The sequence below is a fragment of the Vibrio paracholerae genome (assembly GCF_037672085.1).
GTDB lineage: Bacteria > Pseudomonadota > Gammaproteobacteria > Enterobacterales > Vibrionaceae > Vibrio > Vibrio cholerae.
The window spans coordinates 1,042,088-1,058,258 of sequence record NZ_JBBHLM010000001.1 but is presented as its reverse complement, the minus strand read 5'-3'; the positions used below and the strand labels follow the sequence as shown (position 1 = coordinate 1,058,258).

Genomic DNA, 16,171 nt, shown 5'->3' with positions numbered 1-16,171 from the left:
TTAGAGATAACACAATGAAAACGACCAAATTCAACATTGAAAACCTCGACCTGTTTTACGGTGAGAACCAAGCCCTGAAATCGATTAATCTGCCGATTCCTACGCGTCAAGTGACAGCACTGATTGGCCCCTCTGGTTGTGGTAAATCAACCCTGTTGCGCTGCCTGAACCGTATGAATGACCTCATTGAGGGAGTCACGATTACTGGTAAGCTGACCATGGATGGCCAAGATGTGTATGGCAATATCGATGTGTCTGATCTGCGTATCCGCGTTGGTATGGTGTTCCAAAAACCCAACCCATTCCCAATGAGTATTTATGAAAACGTGGCCTATGGTCTGCGTGCGCAAGGTATCAAGGACAAAAAGCATCTTGATGAAGTGGTTGAACGTTCACTGCGTGGCGCAGCGCTGTGGGATGAGGTAAAAGATCGTCTTAAATCTCATGCCTTTGGTTTATCAGGCGGCCAGCAGCAGCGTCTTTGTATCGCGCGCACCATTGCCATGGAACCCGATGTGATCTTGATGGATGAGCCGACTTCGGCACTTGACCCGATTGCGACCCACAAAATTGAAGAGCTGATGGAAGATCTGAAGAAGAATTACACCATCGTTATCGTGACTCACTCAATGCAGCAAGCGCGCCGTATTTCAGACCGTACTGCATTCTTCTTAATGGGTGAGTTGGTTGAACACGATGACACTCAAGTCATTTTCAGTAACCCACGTGATGACCGTACCCGTGGTTATGTGAATGGTGATTTTGGTTAATGAATACTGGCAAATTATAACTATAAGCGATGGTAAACTTTGCCCCTCACGATGAGGGGCTTTTTTGTAAGAATTTCATTTCATACATGTTTTTATCTGCCAGATGGATCAACTGGCTTAAATTAGTGCTGTCCAACGGATAGGTGCTGATCCCGACACTGGTGTTGAGCTTGGCTCGTAAATCGCCACTCAATTCAAATTCTTGGTCGAAACATTGTTTGATCATGCGCTGCATCATCATCTGCTCAGTGGAATTGATGCTGCTTAAAATGATGGCAAATTCATCTCCTCCCATCCGAAATACACGATAATCGAAAGCGGGTATGGAATGATTTAAGCGATAGGCGACCTGTTTGAGAACTGCATCTCCCATTGGATGTCCGTAAGTATCATTAATCTGTTTAAAGCCATTCAGATCGAGCAAAAAGAGGGAGAAACCACCACTACGGCGATGACGCTCTAATTCGGCGAACATGGCTGTGCGGTTTTCTAGCCCTGTTAACGGATCCGTTAAGGCTAAAACCCTGTGGTGCGTGGCCTCTTTATGCAAAATAAAACTCACCAGCCCCACACAGCTAAACATTAACAACATCAGTGCAAACTGAATGCGACTGAGGTAATTCAGTTTCTCTTTTTGCTCTACGTACAAAGGACTTTGCACACCAAATGTGCGGTTTATGAACTGAATAAAAATATCCAGCTCTTGCTGTGCGGCAACAATAAAAGTTTGTAAGCTTTCTGGGTTTTTGGCCGCAAGCAGTAGCGGTTCAAGTTGCTTAAAGCGAGCAAACGCGGCTTGGAAGAATTCGCGAGTGCTGGGCATGCCGATAATGCCGTCGGCCTCTGGGCTATTGAGGATCAAATCAAAACGGCTCCAAGTCAGTTCATATTTCACCATCACATCGCGCTGGTTGCTCTCCGACTCCAATAGGTAGGGAGAGAGCGCAAGCATTTCAGTAAACTCTTTATTCAATTGAAATAAGAACCAGATCGCTTGGTTGGTATGGGAAGAGTAAGACTTAGATAAATCGCGTGTACTGTTGATCAAATACAAATTGGCCAAAATCAGAACTGCCGACATGAAGATCAGCAATGTTTTGGCATGTAAGATCAGCGGATGGAGCGTTTTCTGAGTTTGTGTATTCATGGCTTCTTATGAATCAAAATTTGACTTATCTGCCAAACCATATGGGTGTAGTAAACGGAGTTCTTGAGTTTTGGATTTTTATTTAAGTTGTACACCAACCAAAAAGGGCCTTTGTGGCGAATTTGCATCTCATTACCGTCCATGTAGTACGCCACGATCGGCTCATACTGTTGAATATCCTCTATCGAAATATTAGCAGCGTAGTTATTCAATGCCATAAAAGTCACCGAATTAACTTGATCTTGCTGTAAATACTCAAGCAAATCACCCACCTTAAAACCGGTGAAGCGGCGTGCTCCATGAATCCATGGTAGTTCAGTGGTAAAAGAAACTTCAGGCAGTACAGTGGCTAACTCTTTCAAGGAAAAAACCTTAGGTGGTGTGTCTGCTACTTGTATCGTGATGTCCGATGCAAAAGCGAAAGAGCTGCACCACAAGGTCAAGATCAGCATCCATCTCATTATTTGTTATTCCGCGCTATTTGATTGTGTTCTGCTTTTCAACCTGAAGTTGCAGCGGTATTGATTACAACTTTACGGCTAATCATTAATATTTGGTTGAATTATAGGCGGAGTCGGGTGATATGAAAATCACCGATATTAACAAGATTGATGATAAAAAGACTCAGAAATGAGACTTTGTATAAGAAAAGCGCCATATTGATGGCGCTTCTTAATAGGGAGACAGATTAGAACAGCAGATGTGCGACCGCGGCAATCACCGGCAGAGTGATCAGGGTGCGCAAAATAAAAATGACAAACAGCTCAACAATATTGACTGGAATACGGCTACCCAGCAGTAGTGCACCGACTTCAGACATATAGATAAGCTGAGTCACAGACATTGCCGCAATCACAAAGCGTGTCATTTCGTTATCGATGGAAGCCGCTAAAATGGCCGGAATAAACATATCCGCAAAGCCAACCACAATGGTTTTTGAAGCTGCGGCAGCCTCTGGTACGCCCAGCAGCTCTAAAAACGGAATGAAAGGTTGGCCAAGCAGGGAGAATACCGAAGTATATTCAGCAATCACCAAGGCGATAGTGCCAAGTCCCATCACGACAGGCAGTACGCCAAACACCATATCGACCGCGTTACGCACGCCTTCACCGATCACTGATTGGACGGATTTAACTTTTGCCGCTTTGGCTAAAGCCAGCTCCATGCCCCAAGAAAACGCACTGTGACCTTCCGGGATCGCATCGGCATCAGGATGAGGTTTGCTGCCATCGATATAAGTATCTTTTTTCCATGACAAAGGAGGAAGGCGAGGAATCACGACTGCAGCCACGAGACCAGCTAGACAGACCGCACCATAGAAAGGTAGGAATAGGTGTTCAAGCTCGACTTGGGCGATCACCACTAAGCTAAAAGTGATCGATACCGCAGAGAAGGTTGTGCCCACTACCGCTGCTTCACGTTGGGTGTAGAATTTTTCTTCGTATTGTTTACTGGTGAGTAGGATGCCTACGCTACCATCGCCCAGCCATGAAGCCATACAGTCGATTGCGCTGCGACCCGGTAGATTGAATAAAGGGCGCATCACTTTGCTCAGTAAGCTGCCAAACAGCTCTAACAAGCCAAAGTTAAGCAGCAAAGGTAACAGTAAGCCTGCGAAAATAAACACGGAAAATAGCGTTGGGAGCAGGCCTTGCAAAACCAGTCCCCCCGTATTTTCTTCCCAAATCGCTTTTGGACCGATTTGGAAAAATGTCATGATCACGGCAGCTCCGCCAATCACACGCACGGTTAACCAAAGCCAAGAAGGATTAAACAAACTGTTTAAGAAAGGACGAGACATGACCCAACTTGGTTTAAAGACTTTACAGATAACAGAGGCAACCGACATAAAGGCGATGATTGCCGTAACGACAGTCACCAGAGAATCCCCAAACAGCGCTTGAACGGACTTGGCCAACACCGCCACTGGAATGGTTAACGATCCATCGTAACTGATGGGAGCCATAAAGAGGAAAAGCCCGATCAGAGAAGGGATCAGGAACATCCACAGATTACCTGTGCCAGCCTTCGCTGGTGGCTCTAAGGTTTGCGCGTTATCTTGCATTATTTATCTCTATTCATGCTGCGTCATTCAGACACACTGTTCAGTCGAAATTCGCCACACCTTGGCATAAAAATTCACTGCATTTCCGTATTTAATCAGCGGGCGCAAGAATATCTATTTTTGACACCCTACGCAATACTATTCATTTATTTTGGGTATGCATTCAAATTAATTTCCTGATGTTTCAGTCTTTGATGGTTTTTTGTATATTTATTGTTAAAAGTGTCATTGTTGATGAATAAGATCGCAAAGCGATTGCTTGGTCATTGTGTGGCGTAAAGCATATTGTTAGCCACGAGTGTGGTAGTCAGCACTGCTGTAGCTTCGATTAAGAAGAGAATAGAAATAAAAAAGCCTCCTTGCTCTCGGAGGCTTAGGTTGAAGTATGGTCTTTCGCTTCGACTCGATGCGGAAATATCAAGTCGTTTACGTCAATCACTCGGTGGGTTGGGCTTCAATTTCCGTTAATGCTGCGCTGAGAGCGCCTTCAAAAACGGGATAGACATTCTGCTCGCCGACCAGTTTGACTATGCCTGCTTTGACCAATTTTTGTGAGACTCGACTATTAGCACCTGAAATCAAAACCTTAATTCCACGTTTGTGGAAGCTTTGAATCATCTCTTCCAGCGTTTGAATACCCGTTATATCCATAAAAGGTACCCATTTTAAACGCAAGATTAAGATCTGAGGGGTTTCTTGAATACTGCCCATCACACGTTCAAACGTTTCTGCCGCAGCAAAGAAGAAGGGGCCTTCTAGCGCGTACACCGCCAGTTCACGAGGCAGTGTACTTCTGCCGTGTTGTGCCAGTTCGTAGCTCATCTCTTGCGAGCCGTTGGCCTTCACTTCAACGCTCGATGCCATGCGCTTTACAAAGTGCAACATAGCAATGATCACACCGATATTGACTGCCACGACCAGATCGGCAAACACGGTCAAACCGAAGGTGAGCAGTAGAATCGCCACATCAGCACGCGGTGCGCGCTTAGCCAGTTGTACAAAGTGCGGCGCTTCACTCATATTCCAAGCCACCACAAATAGAATCGCGCTCAACGTCGCGAGAGGAATATTCACCGCCAAAGGTGCGAGTACGAGCAGAATAATGACCAGCGTCAGCGCGTGCATGACTCCAGCGATTGGGCTATTGCCGCCATTACGAATGTTGGTCGCGGTTCTCGCAATGGCACCCGTTGCAGCAATACCACCAAATAGAGGGGCCACAATATTCGCAATCCCTTGTCCAACCAACTCTTGGTTCGAGTTGTGTTTGGTGCCAGCCATGCCATCAGCAACTACGGCGGAGAGTAAGGATTCAATTGCACCTAACATCGCAATCGCAAAGGCAGGACCAATCAGTTGAATCATTTGGCTTAGGCTAAGATCCGGTAGCGCAAACTCAGGTAAGCCTTGTGGAATACCGCCAAACGCTGACCCAATGGTTCTGACGCCTTCAAATCCCACCACATATTGCAGCGACGTGACCACCACCAGGGCTAAAAGCGGCCCCGGGATTTTTGAGAGTTTGGGAATTTTCGGCCCAAAAATCACTAAAGCCAGAGACAGTAAAGCCAGCAGTGTTGTTGTGAGATGGAATTGTGGGAAAGCATGAAAAATCGCCACCAGTTTTTGATGAAAGTGCCCACCTTTAATTTCAGGAAGGCCAAAGAAGTCACGCCATTGCCCCACCCAAATGATCACCCCAATGCCTGAAGTAAAACCGACGATAACCGGGTCAGGAATATAGCGAATGATGCTACCTAATCGTGCGAGCCCCAATACCACGAGAATAAAGCCCGCCATGATGGTGGCAATTTGTAATCCAGCCACGCCGTGTTCGGCTACGATGCCTGCAAGAATAACAATAAACGCGCCGGTTGGGCCGGCGATTTGTACGCGTGAACCACCAAACAGGGAAACAATAATCCCCGCGATGATAGCGGTATAAATTCCTTGTTCTGGTTTTACTCCCGATGCAATGGCAAACGCCATGGCTAACGGCAGTGCCACCACCCCAACTATCAATCCCGCTGTAATATTGTTGACCCATTGTTTGGGTTGCAACTGACCGGCTTTATAGGATTCATAGATGGCAAACATAGTTGATCACCTTAACAAAAATAGGGAAATGAAAACGCCGAGGATTCTACGCTCATTTTATAGGCTGTAAAGGGCGGCTTCAGTTGACTGACCTATCGCTAGGCGGGCAGAGTCAAAAAATTAATCTTTTAATTTCATTGAATTAACTTCATGTAACGTCACATTTTCCCAACATTAACGGAAAAGACTGCGATTAATTAGAATTTCATGCGGAAAAACAGAGCGCCGATGATTTTCAAGATATGCACTTAATTGAGAGATTGTAGGTTGAGTATAGATAACAAATTACCTATGATTCCTTCGGTTGGTTGTTTTTTGTTCGAAGATGGAGTTTGACATGATTAACAAGAAGTTCCTTAAAACAAAAGATGAAGTGGAAGTCACTTTTGAATGCGATGCCCCGCAAGCGGCCTCTGAAGTGGCGATTGTGGCCGATTTTTTAGGTTGGCAGCCTGAGCCAATGAAAAAATCGGCCAAATCAAGCACGTTCAAATTTAAAACTCGTTTGCCGAAAGATCGTGAATTTCAGTTCCGCTATTTGCTCGATAAACAAGAGTGGGTCAATGATCCCCATGCCGATCAGTATATTGCTAACGGTTTTGGCGAAGAAAACTGTTTGTTAACCACCTATCAGTGATTTGGGTAGCATTTTTTGACGAAAGCTCAAAAAATCACAAACAACTAAGTTGCTGCTAGCACACAAAATCCTCTATTTTTGAAAGGCACAAATGTGCCTTTTTTGCTTTAAATTGACGAAAGCGTAGGTGACAAACCGCGCTGAAACCCTTACTCTTGGCCGAGTTTTGACTTTTTTCCACAGGTAAACTGGTGATATCTAAATCTATTATTTTGCGATTTTCTGAGCTTTCAATGCGAAAGAAAGCGACACTAGTAGGTTTGCCGCTTTTGGCTGTGGCCGCGATATCTTCTTCGCTAAACAGTCCCACGCGGCAACAACGTATTGAGTTGTCTCTTCCAGAATCTCCGCTCGTACAGTTCTCTTCAGCAGAACATACTGTAGAAGTGGTCAAAGTGGGCCATCCGGATTATGAATATGAAATCAAGCCGGGTGATAACCTAAGTACTATTTTTAATCAGCTTGGTTTTGCTTATACCGAGCTAATGAAAGTCATGGAAACTGACTTAAACTACCTCGCTCTTGATACGTTACGGCCGGGTAACGTGCTGCGTTTTTGGAAAGGCAGCGATAACACCTTGGCCAAAATGGAGCTGGAATTTAGCCTCGTTGACCGCGCCGTTTATACGCGTTTAAACGATGGTAGCTACGAATTTGAAGAGCGCAAAATTCCTGGTACGTGGAAGGTTGAGCCGCTGATTGGTGAAGTGGACGGTAGCTTTTCTCTCTCGGCTAATCGTGCTGGCCTTGGTGCCGCCGATGTTGATCAAATCGTCACTCTGCTGAAAGACAAAATTAATTTTGGCCGTGATTTGCGTCGTGGCGATCGCTTTGAAGTCGTACTATCGCGTCAGCTCGTCGGAGAAAAGCTCACCGGTAATTCTGAAATTCAGGCGATTAAAATCTTCAACCGTGGCAAAGAGATCACCGCGTATCTGCACCAGGACGGTCAGTATTACGATAAGAATGGTGATAGCTTGCAACGCGCTTTCCAACGTTATCCGGTGGACAGCAAGTGGCGTATTTCATCAAACTTTGACCCGAGACGTCTGCATCCAGTGACCAAGCGCGTAGCGCCGCATAACGGAACAGACTTTGCGATGCCAATTGGAACTCCTGTGTATACCTCAGGTGATGGTGTTGTGGTCATGACACGTAATCACCCTTATGCGGGCAACTATGTGGTGATTCAGCACGGTAATACTTACATGACGCGCTATCTGCACTTGAGCAAGATATTGGTCAAGAAAGGGCAGAAAGTATCGCGTGGTCAGCGCATAGGATTGTCGGGTAATACCGGCCGTGTGACCGGTCCTCATCTGCACTATGAGTTAATCGTGCGTGGTCGTCCTGTCAACGCCATGAAAGCCAATATCCCGATGGCAAGCTCAGTGCCGAAGAAGGAGATGGCGCAGTTTATTGCCAAGCGCAAAGAGCTTGACCAGATGTTAGCTCGCCAAGAAAGCATGCTAGCAGCGCAATAAAATCGAGTGTTAATACAAAGCCCCGTCACGGGGCTTTGTCGTTTCTAGCCGTTGCTGTTTTGGCGTATCGTTTGGATTGAAGCCTGCGTTGAGAATATTGGTTAATTCGCCATTTGAGTTACATTCGTCCCTTTTTGCCAGCGTTCAATCATCACACTCGGTAAATCAGGTCGACTGAAGTAATACCCTTGAATTTGCTCACAGCCCATTTGATAGAGTTTATCCAGCGCTTGTTGGTTCTCTACCCCCTCAGCGACGAGATCGAGTTTAAGCTGGTTGGCAAGCTGAATAATTAACCACACGATACTCTCAGAGGTTTGGTTGGTAAGTAGGTTACGCACAAATGCTGCGTCAATCTTGATGCAATCAATCGGATAACTGTGGATGTAGTTAAGGCTCGAATAACCTGTCCCAAAGTCATCCAAGGCAATTTTAAAACCCAATTCACGCAATATGGTGAGAATACTGCACACTTCTGCGGCCTTAGAGAGTAAAACCGTTTCTGTCAGTTCAATGGTGAACTCGTCGGCTTGAAAACCATAGGCTTTAATGGTTTTTAATAGATGCTCAAGGTAACGATTGGAATGCGTCAGCTCATCGGCGGAGCAGTTGATGCTTAAGCGAATTTTTTGGTCAATACCTTGTTCTAATTCTTGTTTCGCGATGCAGGCCAATTCGAGAATACGTTCGCCAAATTCGACAATCAGGCCAGATTGCTCTGCTGCTTCAATGAATTCCAGTGGTGTCACCACACCGAGCGTACTGCTATTCCAACGCGTTAAGATCTCAAAATAGTCCCAATTGCTTTGATGCTTTTTCACGATCGGTTGTACGACCACATACAGCTCAGTTTGATGAATTGGCTTACTCAATTCACTACGCAAAGCTTCAATGATTTGTGTACGCCGATAGTATTGATTGCTCAGTAAGTTGTCATAGAAACGAATGCGCGTGTTATGGTTCCGTTTACACTCTTTTAAAGCGAGACTTGCATTGAACAGTAATTGATCGGCATTGAGTTTTTCACCACTGTACTTGGCTATACCAATACTGACACTAATTTTGAGGCGACGATCTTGATCGATATAATCTTGCGCCAGTTTGTTGAGTATGGTTTGGCAGATTTTCATCGGCTCACGATCTGTGGTTAAAAAAGCAAATTCATCAGCGGCGATGCGAAAGGCGTATCCTTCTTCGGGGACGGCTTGTTTTATCGCATCCGCGACAAATTTCAGCACAAGATCTCCCAAATAGTGCCCATGCAGATCGTTTATCGAACGAAATTCATCAATATCAAGAAAGGCCAGGGTGAAATGATGTCTATCTTCTTGAACGAGAGCCGTCAGTTTCTCGGCTAAATCATTACGATTCATTAGACCTGTTAAATTATCATGGGATATTTCATGGCGTAGTTGGTTGACTAAACTTTGCGAGCGAGCGGCGATCTGTTGGCACTCCAAATCATGGGCGATCATTTGAGCCAAAATTTGATGGGTCAAAACTAAGTTATCGTACTGTTCCAATGGGCGAGTAAAGGTGGAGATCAGGATGCCGTAGTTTTCACCATTGGAGAACGAAATCGGGATCCCAAGATAGGCTTCAATCTGGTTTTCTACCAGATAGCCATCTGTAGGGAATCGTTCGGCGACTTGGTGTGTGAATAAGCAGTAAGGTTGCTGCATTAACCCGACTTGCTCACAAGGTGTGCCATGCAATTCGTAATCAGGCTCTAAACCACTGGGTTCAATACTGGCACAAGACAGGTTGTGTGCTTTATAGCGCATTTTGTCTAGCTCAATTACCATTGAACTGTGGCTATTAAACGTTTTATGCAGAAACTGCGTGGCTTGAGAAAGTAGCTCTGAACCGCAAAGCCCATTGAAGTGGTGTATGGCATCCAGACTCAGTTTCTCTGATTTCAATTGAGTGCTCGTCATACTCTGATCTCTCTAGCGGTAACTGACAATATGGAGCTCGTCACGGCGAAGCTCTCTGCCCAATAAGTTGGAAGGTAGTCCTTGCTTCCAAGCCATTTGGATTTATATGCATGTAGTTACTATTGATGAGTTCTGGATGATTTTCCACCCAATTTTTATGGAGTAGTCATGGATTTTTAGGCTTACTTTTTTATTTCAATCGTTTACTGAGCAAAAAAATTAGACTGCCGGCAGGAATTTCGATCTGTTAATTGATATTAAAATCACTTATTCGGTTTTGTTTTGCACTAACTTCTGCTTCAAATGATCAAGGAATAGCTGAGTACGGGTATGTTGGTACTCCAATTTGGGGTAGTACGCGTATACGGTCGCTTGATCTATAGTGACATCAGGCAATAGGCGAACCAAATTGCCCTGTTTTAGCTCTTCTTTGATCATAATATGCCCAGTGACAATAATCCCCATGCCGGCTTTCCCTGCATAAAACAAGGCTTCAGGGTTGGTGGTGGCGAAATTGCCCGTTAACGTTAGGCGTTTGCCTTGCGCTGTTTTTACTTCGCGAAATGTTTGCTCCCCCCAGCACAGCACATTGTGCTCAGTTAACTCCTGTAGCGTTTGTGGAACGCCATGTTTAGCCAAATAGCTCGGAGAGGCATAAAACGCCGCTTGATACTCAAATAGGGGAGTGGCTTTGAAGCTAAGCGAATTGAGCTGCTCAATTTCACGGCTGATAAAAAGATCGAGATGCAGTTCTGGTAATTGTCCCGGTGTGGTGGTGATGAGCTGAACGCGGATATCGGGATAGCGTTGTAAAAACTCATCGAGGTACTGCATCAAAAATTTAGAGCCGACCGCTAAGGTTGCACCGATACGCAGCAAGCCTGCGGGCGTTTGGTTGACGGAGCGTGTTTCATCGACCACGGATTGCCAGCTTTCTAACTGTGCTTTGGCTCGTTGATAAAAAAGCGCTCCGGCCTCGGTCTGCGTAACTGAACGTGTCGTGCGTTTCAGCAGTTGAACTCCAATACGCTCCTCAAGCCAGTGAATACGCTTACTGACCGCCGAACTGGTGGTGTTGAGTTTGCGTGCTGCGCCATTGAAACTGCCTTCCTCAACGACTTTGATGTAGGTTTTTGCGCTCTGCAGCCAGTCCATCTCGTGCCCTTATTTATTCTTAGTTGGAACTAATTTATTTCCAATTTGCGAGATTATCAAATGAGAGTTGCCAATATAGACTCTCTGCCATGAACGCACAAACCTCTACTCGTTTTCGCCGCACCCCCATGCTACTTGCGATGATGATCATCGCTACTGGCCAAGTGGGTGTGAGCATTTATTTGCCCTCACTGCCTCTGATTAGCCGTGATTTACAGGTCGATCAAGCGAGTGCGCAGATGCTCGTCACGCTCTTTTTACTGGGTTTTGGTGGCTCACAGCTATTTTATGGCGCACTGTCCGATGCCGTAGGCCGACGCCCGACGTTTTTGCTTGGGCAAGGTATCTATTTGCTAGGTACTGTGCTCTGCGTGATGATGTCGGATCATTTTCAAGCTCTTGAATTTGGACGCTTATTGCAAGGATTAGGGGCGGGCAGTGCTTCGGTACTTGGGCGTAGTGTGTTGCGAGACAGCTATGATGGTTTCCATCTGACCAAAGCTCTCTCATATCTCTCAATCACCGCGTCAATCATGCCAATTATTGCACCAGTCCTTGGCGGATGGCTGGCGTACCATTTAAGCTGGCAGTCGGTGTTTATTTTTGTGCTGCTCTATATTGGAGCGATTTTTACGCTCGGGTTGATGATCCTGCCAGAAACGCTGCCTTACCCAAAACGGCGAGTTCAATGGCGTGGCATTGTGATTAACTACGCTAAACTGCTTACTAATCAACAAGTCACCAGTAGTGCAAGTTACAACTGGTTAAGTTATTTAGCCAGCTTGGTCACCTTATCCATTTTGCCCTTTCTGCTCCAAAAACAGCTAGGTATGACTGCAGCCGATTACGGCTCGACCCTTATTATTCCCTCTTCAGGTTTATTACTGGGCAGCGTGCTTGTAAACATGCTGACTTCTCGTTTTTCGGTGCGTCAATTGCTGGGGTGTGCGATTAGCTTGATGGTATTTGCGGGCCTTTGGCTGCTGCTGACCGAATTCTCCGTGTTTAACCTGATTTGGGCTTTTACTTGGCTGAGCATCGCGCAGGGCATCTCTTTTCCATTGGCTACAACGCTTTTGTTATCACCTCATAAATCACAAGCGGGGGCGGTTTCAGCGCTTTCTGGCTCGATTCAAATGGGGATCGCAGGTTTATTGGGAGGATATTTGGTGGAGCATTGGGTGACTAGCCAAAATGCAATGGGCGTGTTTTATATTCTGGTTGGCATCACGATGTTGAGTGTGTTGATCGCAACGAAAAAAGCGCACTCGCAGCCTAGCGCAGCGAAAATATCAATGTAATTGCCTAGCTTGGTTTGAATCTCGGGCTAGTGATGGTTAGTTTGATAATCGAGATTCACTGCCGCTTAGGTGGAGAAGTGTATATAATCGCCGCTCATTTTTATGGGGAAGTGCTTACTACGGGGAAACACCATGCAACAGAGTCAATTTGAAGCCTTAATTAAACTTTTATGTGAGCAAACGACGTTACCGCAAGTCTTAGAACTGCTGAAAAATAGTGAAGACGAGGCGATTGCTGAAGCGGCGCAATCGCTTTCAGGTCAGTTTGCTTTGGCTGAAGTCGAAGGTGAGCAACGTATTTACCATGTAACCACGGAAGTGGATGAGCAGGGCGAAGAACAAGAATATGTCGAACACATCATGAACGAAGGTGACGATGTGGTGAAATTTGTTGCTTGGTTCTTTGATGGCTTTTTCGATATCAAGCAAAAAGACGTTTACCAAGCAGCAGGTAAAACTTACAAACAACCAAAACGCCATTAATTTGTAATAAAACTACAAAAAAACGTGACCATACTCTTGTTTTGTTGTTTTTCGCTGTTATATTGAGCGCAAAATGTCACTCAACAACAAGAGGCATGTGTTATGAATAATGAACTCGGTTCTGTTTATCTAGGCCAAATGATCGCTAAACAAGCGATGCATCAAGCTCAGTTTGGTAAAAGCAAAACGAAAAAGCGCTCTTTATTACAGAGAATGCGTCAAAAGTTCAGCCAATAAGCTTATTTGATTAAGCTTTTGCGTTTGAATGTTCAGCCGAAAGCGGGAAAACGCTAGGCTAAGAATGATATCGCCCCACAAATGAGTGGGGCGATTTTTTTGCTGATGTTGGCTATATCCAAACGATTTGAATTACTGAGCTAGACGCGTAGTTTCGATTTCTACCACGTTATCAGGTAGCGAATGCGGGTTATCTTGCAGCCATTTTTCCAACGCATCACAGCCCCCAATATACTGACCATTTAACCAGATCTGCGGCACCGTGACGGGTGTTTTTTCTCCGATGATCGCTTTGACTTCTGGGATCATTCGGTATAGCGCAGCACTCTCTTTCACTACATCGTGGTAGCGATAGTCGATTCCTGCAGTATCAAGCAACTGCTTGGCTTTCACGCAGTAAGGGCAGGTGGCTTTGCCAAACACAATATTGCCTTGTAACGTGTCTTGTTTAGTCCACTCTTTGATGATGGATTGCACCAATACACCGCGGTTAAGGGCTTCTCCTTGGCTGATCACTTTGCCTGCTACGACCACAATCGGCGCATGCCATGCACCAAGCTTTAAAGGTTCCCACCAGTAGCTAAGCCAATCTTTCACCTCTAATTCAATCGGCACGCCAGCCAATTCATTGGCAAAGGTATCGGCTAAAATATCTTTCGTCAGCGTGCATTCTCCACAGGGAATGTTGACTTTAAATGGGCCAAAACTGCCAGCCCAGCGATAGAGTGTGACTTTAATTGGCGTGGTCATCAGGTATTCCTCATATAAATCTTTTCATTAAAAGATAGGAAAGGTTTTAGGCGATGTTTCTTTCACGCCGTGACTTTTTTGTTTCCCATTGAGTAATGAACGCGACAGATAACACGATAATTGCTGCGCCTAGCCAGAGTCTGCCCGGTGGTACCCAACCAAACACTAACCAGCCAGCCAGCACGTTTAAGGGAAGCTTGGCGTGATCAAACGGCTGGACAAAGGAAGCATCTGCTACCGCATACGCTTTGGCTATCGCCCATTGAGCAAGCGCAGTCATGACCCCTGCACCAATCAGTAGCAGCCATACGGTTTGTCCGTTTGGCATTTGCCAATCAGGGAGAGCCAGCAGTACGTTAAACGGGGTGATCAGCAGCAGTAAATAGACCACCATGGTGGACGGTGAGTCGTGAGAGGAGAGTTTTTTCACCATCAAGGAGTAACTCGCCCAGAAAAAGGCTGCGCCGACAGGGAGCAGTGACGCGAGATTAAAATCATCCGCCCAAGGCTCTAGGATGATCATCGCACCGATAAATCCGGTGAGGGTAGCTACCCAGCGCGCCATGCCCACTTTTTCGCGTAGCCATAAGCCAGAGCCAATGGTGGCAAAAAGGGGAGAAGTCATCAGCAGCGCAATACCTTGCCAAATCGGCACTGGATACGCGAGAGCCCACAACCAGAGCTGAATGCCAATCACGGCCAGAAAGACGCGCAGCAGATGCCAGCCAAACTGCTGAGTCCGCAGCGACTGACGAATGCCCAAGGTTTTGAGATAGGGCAGGATAACCGCAATCGCAATCGCGTACTGCACTAAGGCAACGGTGGTGGAAGGAAGGCCAAATTGAATGCTGGCGTATTGTGCGACGCTATTGACGATGGCGAACGCGAGGCCAGCCGTCAGCATCCAAAGCGCACCTTGCAATGGGTGATGTTTAATGCTCATGAATCAAAGAGGTAGTCAAAAAGTGGGCTGAATCATACGTGGTAACAGTGAGAAAACCAATCGCTGTGGTTGCTCATGACGTTCGAAATTCTGCAACAAAAAAGGCCAAGCAAACGCTTGGCCAAAGAAGGACAATATTCAGGAGTTTAAGGCAGTGTGATTAAAAATCGTAACGTAGACCTAGGCGGATGGTGTCTTCGACTTTATAGCCCGTGTCTTTTTCATCCAGTCCATTCGCTTTGTAAGCGAGGTAAGAGCGGAAGTTTTTTGTAAAATCATAGCGGCCAGTTAACTCAAAGAAGTCCGCAGTGTCTTTAGTGACATTCTTGGTCTCTTCTTCTTGGGTTTGGTAAGCCGCAATCAGGCGAAATTGTTTAGTGATTTTGTACTGTGCAGAGACTTCGATACCAGTAAATTCAGTGTCTGCTTTGTCATCTTTATCACCTGTGGTGTAAGTGGCACCGAAGTAGAGGTCACCCACTGTATAACCCAAACCCGCAATGATTTGATCCGCAGAACCTTTGTCTGTACCCAGATCATTGGCGGCATAACCTAGACCGATGTCTAAGCCAACGGGTGTTGAATAAATGCCGGAAATGGCGTAACCATCAGAATTTTTTTCATCATCGGCAATATAGCTGGCTTTTAACTTGAAGCTTTCAAAGTCATACCCATACGCGATAGTGTTGTTGATCTGCTCGTTACCCGCATTGATAAAGGCTTTTTGATCGCCAGTGAAAGTACCGATATCTGATAAGTTGGAGATTTGTACACCAGCGGTATCTTGGCGACCAAACGAGAGGCTACCAAAGTCGCCTTTCATACCCACGTACATATAGCGTTGTTCAAATGTGGTTTCTTTTTCTGATTTTGAGCCAGCCGTAGATTTTACTTTTTGCTCTGCTTCCCAGAAGCCAAAGCCTTTCATGCCCGCACCAATGTCGGTTTCACCCGCTACATTCAAACGCACACGGCTCTTGTTGAGCATTGTGCCTTCAATTTCTTTGCCTTTGTCGTCGCCATTAAAGTCACCACGGAACTCCAGACGACCACCCACTTTGAGTGAAGTGCCTTCTGCATCATAAACGGTTGCGGCTAAGGTTGAGCCAGATACCACTGCGGAAAGAACTGCTACTGCGATTGCTGCTTTTTTCATTTTTCTACC

General features: G+C 45.8%; 15 protein-coding genes. 6 read left to right on the top strand and 9 right to left on the bottom strand.

Translation table 11 applies throughout. The annotated features are described in order from the left end of the window. The first annotated feature begins 14 nt into the window (after positions 1-14). Positions 15-770 carry a phosphate ABC transporter ATP-binding protein PstB gene (gene pstB, locus R4537_RS05050; RefSeq protein WP_000858875.1) on the top strand — a complete coding sequence of 252 codons (756 nt, stop codon included), beginning with the start codon at positions 15-17 and terminating at the stop codon, positions 768-770. Between the two features lie 46 nt (positions 771-816). Here the strand turns inward: pstB and R4537_RS05045 are convergent, their stop codons facing one another. The 4 genes from R4537_RS05045 to R4537_RS05030 all read right to left on the bottom strand — a co-directional run bounded on the left by R4537_RS05045 (position 817) and on the right by R4537_RS05030 (position 6,079). Beyond that, positions 817-1,917, bottom strand: coding sequence for a GGDEF domain-containing protein (locus R4537_RS05045; RefSeq protein WP_071179445.1), 1,101 nt, complete (start codon positions 1,915-1,917; stop codon positions 817-819). Further along, positions 1,914-2,378, bottom strand: coding sequence for a putative pterin-binding protein (locus R4537_RS05040; protein WP_071179444.1), 465 nt, complete (start codon positions 2,376-2,378; stop codon positions 1,914-1,916). Before R4537_RS05040 ends, R4537_RS05045 begins: the two co-directional genes overlap by 4 nt. Positions 2,379-2,605: 227 nt before the next feature. Next, on the bottom strand, positions 2,606-3,982 hold the full coding sequence (locus tag R4537_RS05035) for a YjiH family protein (RefSeq protein ID WP_071179443.1): 1,377 nt from the start codon (positions 3,980-3,982) through the stop codon (positions 2,606-2,608). A gap of 435 nt (positions 3,983-4,417) precedes the next feature. Continuing rightward, positions 4,418-6,079, bottom strand: coding sequence for a SulP family inorganic anion transporter (locus R4537_RS05030; RefSeq protein WP_071179442.1), 1,662 nt, complete (start codon positions 6,077-6,079; stop codon positions 4,418-4,420). A 337-nt stretch (positions 6,080-6,416) separates the two neighbouring features. On the opposite strand from R4537_RS05030, the gene R4537_RS05025 reads away from it, so the two are divergent. Together R4537_RS05025 and shyA are read left to right on the top strand one after the other, a co-directional pair. Beyond that, positions 6,417-6,716 carry an isoamylase early set domain-containing protein gene (locus R4537_RS05025; protein ID WP_000608712.1) on the top strand — a complete coding sequence of 100 codons (300 nt, stop codon included), beginning with the start codon at positions 6,417-6,419 and terminating at the stop codon, positions 6,714-6,716. A gap of 233 nt (positions 6,717-6,949) precedes the next feature. Continuing rightward, positions 6,950-8,200 carry a peptidoglycan DD-endopeptidase ShyA gene (gene shyA, locus R4537_RS05020; RefSeq protein ID WP_001227341.1) on the top strand — a complete coding sequence of 417 codons (1,251 nt, stop codon included), beginning with the start codon at positions 6,950-6,952 and terminating at the stop codon, positions 8,198-8,200. A gap of 101 nt (positions 8,201-8,301) precedes the next feature. Here shyA and R4537_RS05015 read toward each other — a convergent pair whose 3' ends face one another. Next, positions 8,302-10,137, bottom strand: coding sequence for a putative bifunctional diguanylate cyclase/phosphodiesterase (locus R4537_RS05015; protein ID WP_000204839.1), 1,836 nt, complete (start codon positions 10,135-10,137; stop codon positions 8,302-8,304). 267 nt (positions 10,138-10,404) lie between these two features. Beyond that, positions 10,405-11,292: a LysR family transcriptional regulator gene (locus R4537_RS05010; protein WP_000383983.1), complete on the bottom strand. Its 888-nt coding sequence runs from the start codon at positions 11,290-11,292 to the stop codon at positions 10,405-10,407. Between the two features lie 89 nt (positions 11,293-11,381). Between R4537_RS05010 and R4537_RS05005 the strand changes: the two genes are divergently transcribed. From R4537_RS05005 to R4537_RS04995, 3 genes are all read left to right on the top strand, one after another. Then, positions 11,382-12,593: a multidrug effflux MFS transporter gene (locus R4537_RS05005; RefSeq protein WP_071179441.1), complete on the top strand. Its 1,212-nt coding sequence runs from the start codon at positions 11,382-11,384 to the stop codon at positions 12,591-12,593. A gap of 132 nt (positions 12,594-12,725) precedes the next feature. Next, on the top strand, positions 12,726-13,076 hold the full coding sequence (locus R4537_RS05000; protein ID WP_001187742.1) for a hypothetical protein: 351 nt from the start codon (positions 12,726-12,728) through the stop codon (positions 13,074-13,076). 102 nt (positions 13,077-13,178) lie between these two features. After that, positions 13,179-13,313 (top strand): hypothetical protein, encoded by a 135-nt coding sequence (locus R4537_RS04995; protein ID WP_001058399.1) that lies wholly within the window; start codon positions 13,179-13,181, stop codon positions 13,311-13,313. 132 nt (positions 13,314-13,445) lie between these two features. Here R4537_RS04995 and R4537_RS04990 read toward each other — a convergent pair whose 3' ends face one another. The 3 genes from R4537_RS04990 to R4537_RS04980 all read right to left on the bottom strand — a co-directional run bounded on the left by R4537_RS04990 (position 13,446) and on the right by R4537_RS04980 (position 16,162). Next, entirely contained in the window at positions 13,446-14,063 is a 618-nt protein-coding gene (locus R4537_RS04990) for a glutaredoxin domain-containing protein (protein WP_071179440.1), read from the bottom strand. Positions 14,064-14,109: 46 nt separating this feature from the next. Next, positions 14,110-14,967, bottom strand: coding sequence for a DMT family transporter (locus R4537_RS04985; protein ID WP_071179473.1), 858 nt, complete (start codon positions 14,965-14,967; stop codon positions 14,110-14,112). Between the two features lie 199 nt (positions 14,968-15,166). Next, positions 15,167-16,162 (bottom strand): porin, encoded by a 996-nt coding sequence (locus R4537_RS04980; RefSeq protein WP_071179439.1) that lies wholly within the window; start codon positions 16,160-16,162, stop codon positions 15,167-15,169. Positions 16,163-16,171 lie beyond the last annotated feature (9 nt).

Excerpts from the sequence above, each read along its gene's own strand:
- pstB (WP_000858875.1), top strand. The coding sequence starts at position 15 with ATGAAAACGACCAAATTCAACATTGAAAACCTCGACCTGTTTTACGGT.
- R4537_RS05045 (WP_071179445.1), bottom strand. The coding sequence starts at position 1,917 with ATGAATACACAAACTCAGAAAACGCTCCATCCGCTGATCTTACATGCC.
- R4537_RS05040 (WP_071179444.1), bottom strand. The coding sequence starts at position 2,378 with ATGAGATGGATGCTGATCTTGACCTTGTGGTGCAGCTCTTTCGCTTTT.
- R4537_RS05035 (WP_071179443.1), bottom strand. The coding sequence starts at position 3,982 with ATGCAAGATAACGCGCAAACCTTAGAGCCACCAGCGAAGGCTGGCACA.
- R4537_RS05030 (WP_071179442.1), bottom strand. The coding sequence starts at position 6,079 with ATGTTTGCCATCTATGAATCCTATAAAGCCGGTCAGTTGCAACCCAAA.
- R4537_RS05025 (WP_000608712.1), top strand. The coding sequence starts at position 6,417 with ATGATTAACAAGAAGTTCCTTAAAACAAAAGATGAAGTGGAAGTCACT.
- shyA (WP_001227341.1), top strand. The coding sequence starts at position 6,950 with ATGCGAAAGAAAGCGACACTAGTAGGTTTGCCGCTTTTGGCTGTGGCC.
- R4537_RS05015 (WP_000204839.1), bottom strand. The coding sequence starts at position 10,137 with ATGACGAGCACTCAATTGAAATCAGAGAAACTGAGTCTGGATGCCATA.
- R4537_RS05010 (WP_000383983.1), bottom strand. The coding sequence starts at position 11,292 with ATGGACTGGCTGCAGAGCGCAAAAACCTACATCAAAGTCGTTGAGGAA.
- R4537_RS05005 (WP_071179441.1), top strand. The coding sequence starts at position 11,382 with ATGAACGCACAAACCTCTACTCGTTTTCGCCGCACCCCCATGCTACTT.
- R4537_RS05000 (WP_001187742.1), top strand. The coding sequence starts at position 12,726 with ATGCAACAGAGTCAATTTGAAGCCTTAATTAAACTTTTATGTGAGCAA.
- R4537_RS04995 (WP_001058399.1), top strand. The coding sequence starts at position 13,179 with ATGAATAATGAACTCGGTTCTGTTTATCTAGGCCAAATGATCGCTAAA.
- R4537_RS04990 (WP_071179440.1), bottom strand. The coding sequence starts at position 14,063 with ATGACCACGCCAATTAAAGTCACACTCTATCGCTGGGCTGGCAGTTTT.
- R4537_RS04985 (WP_071179473.1), bottom strand. The coding sequence starts at position 14,967 with ATGCTGACGGCTGGCCTCGCGTTCGCCATCGTCAATAGCGTCGCACAA.
- R4537_RS04980 (WP_071179439.1), bottom strand. The coding sequence starts at position 16,162 with ATGAAAAAAGCAGCAATCGCAGTAGCAGTTCTTTCCGCAGTGGTATCT.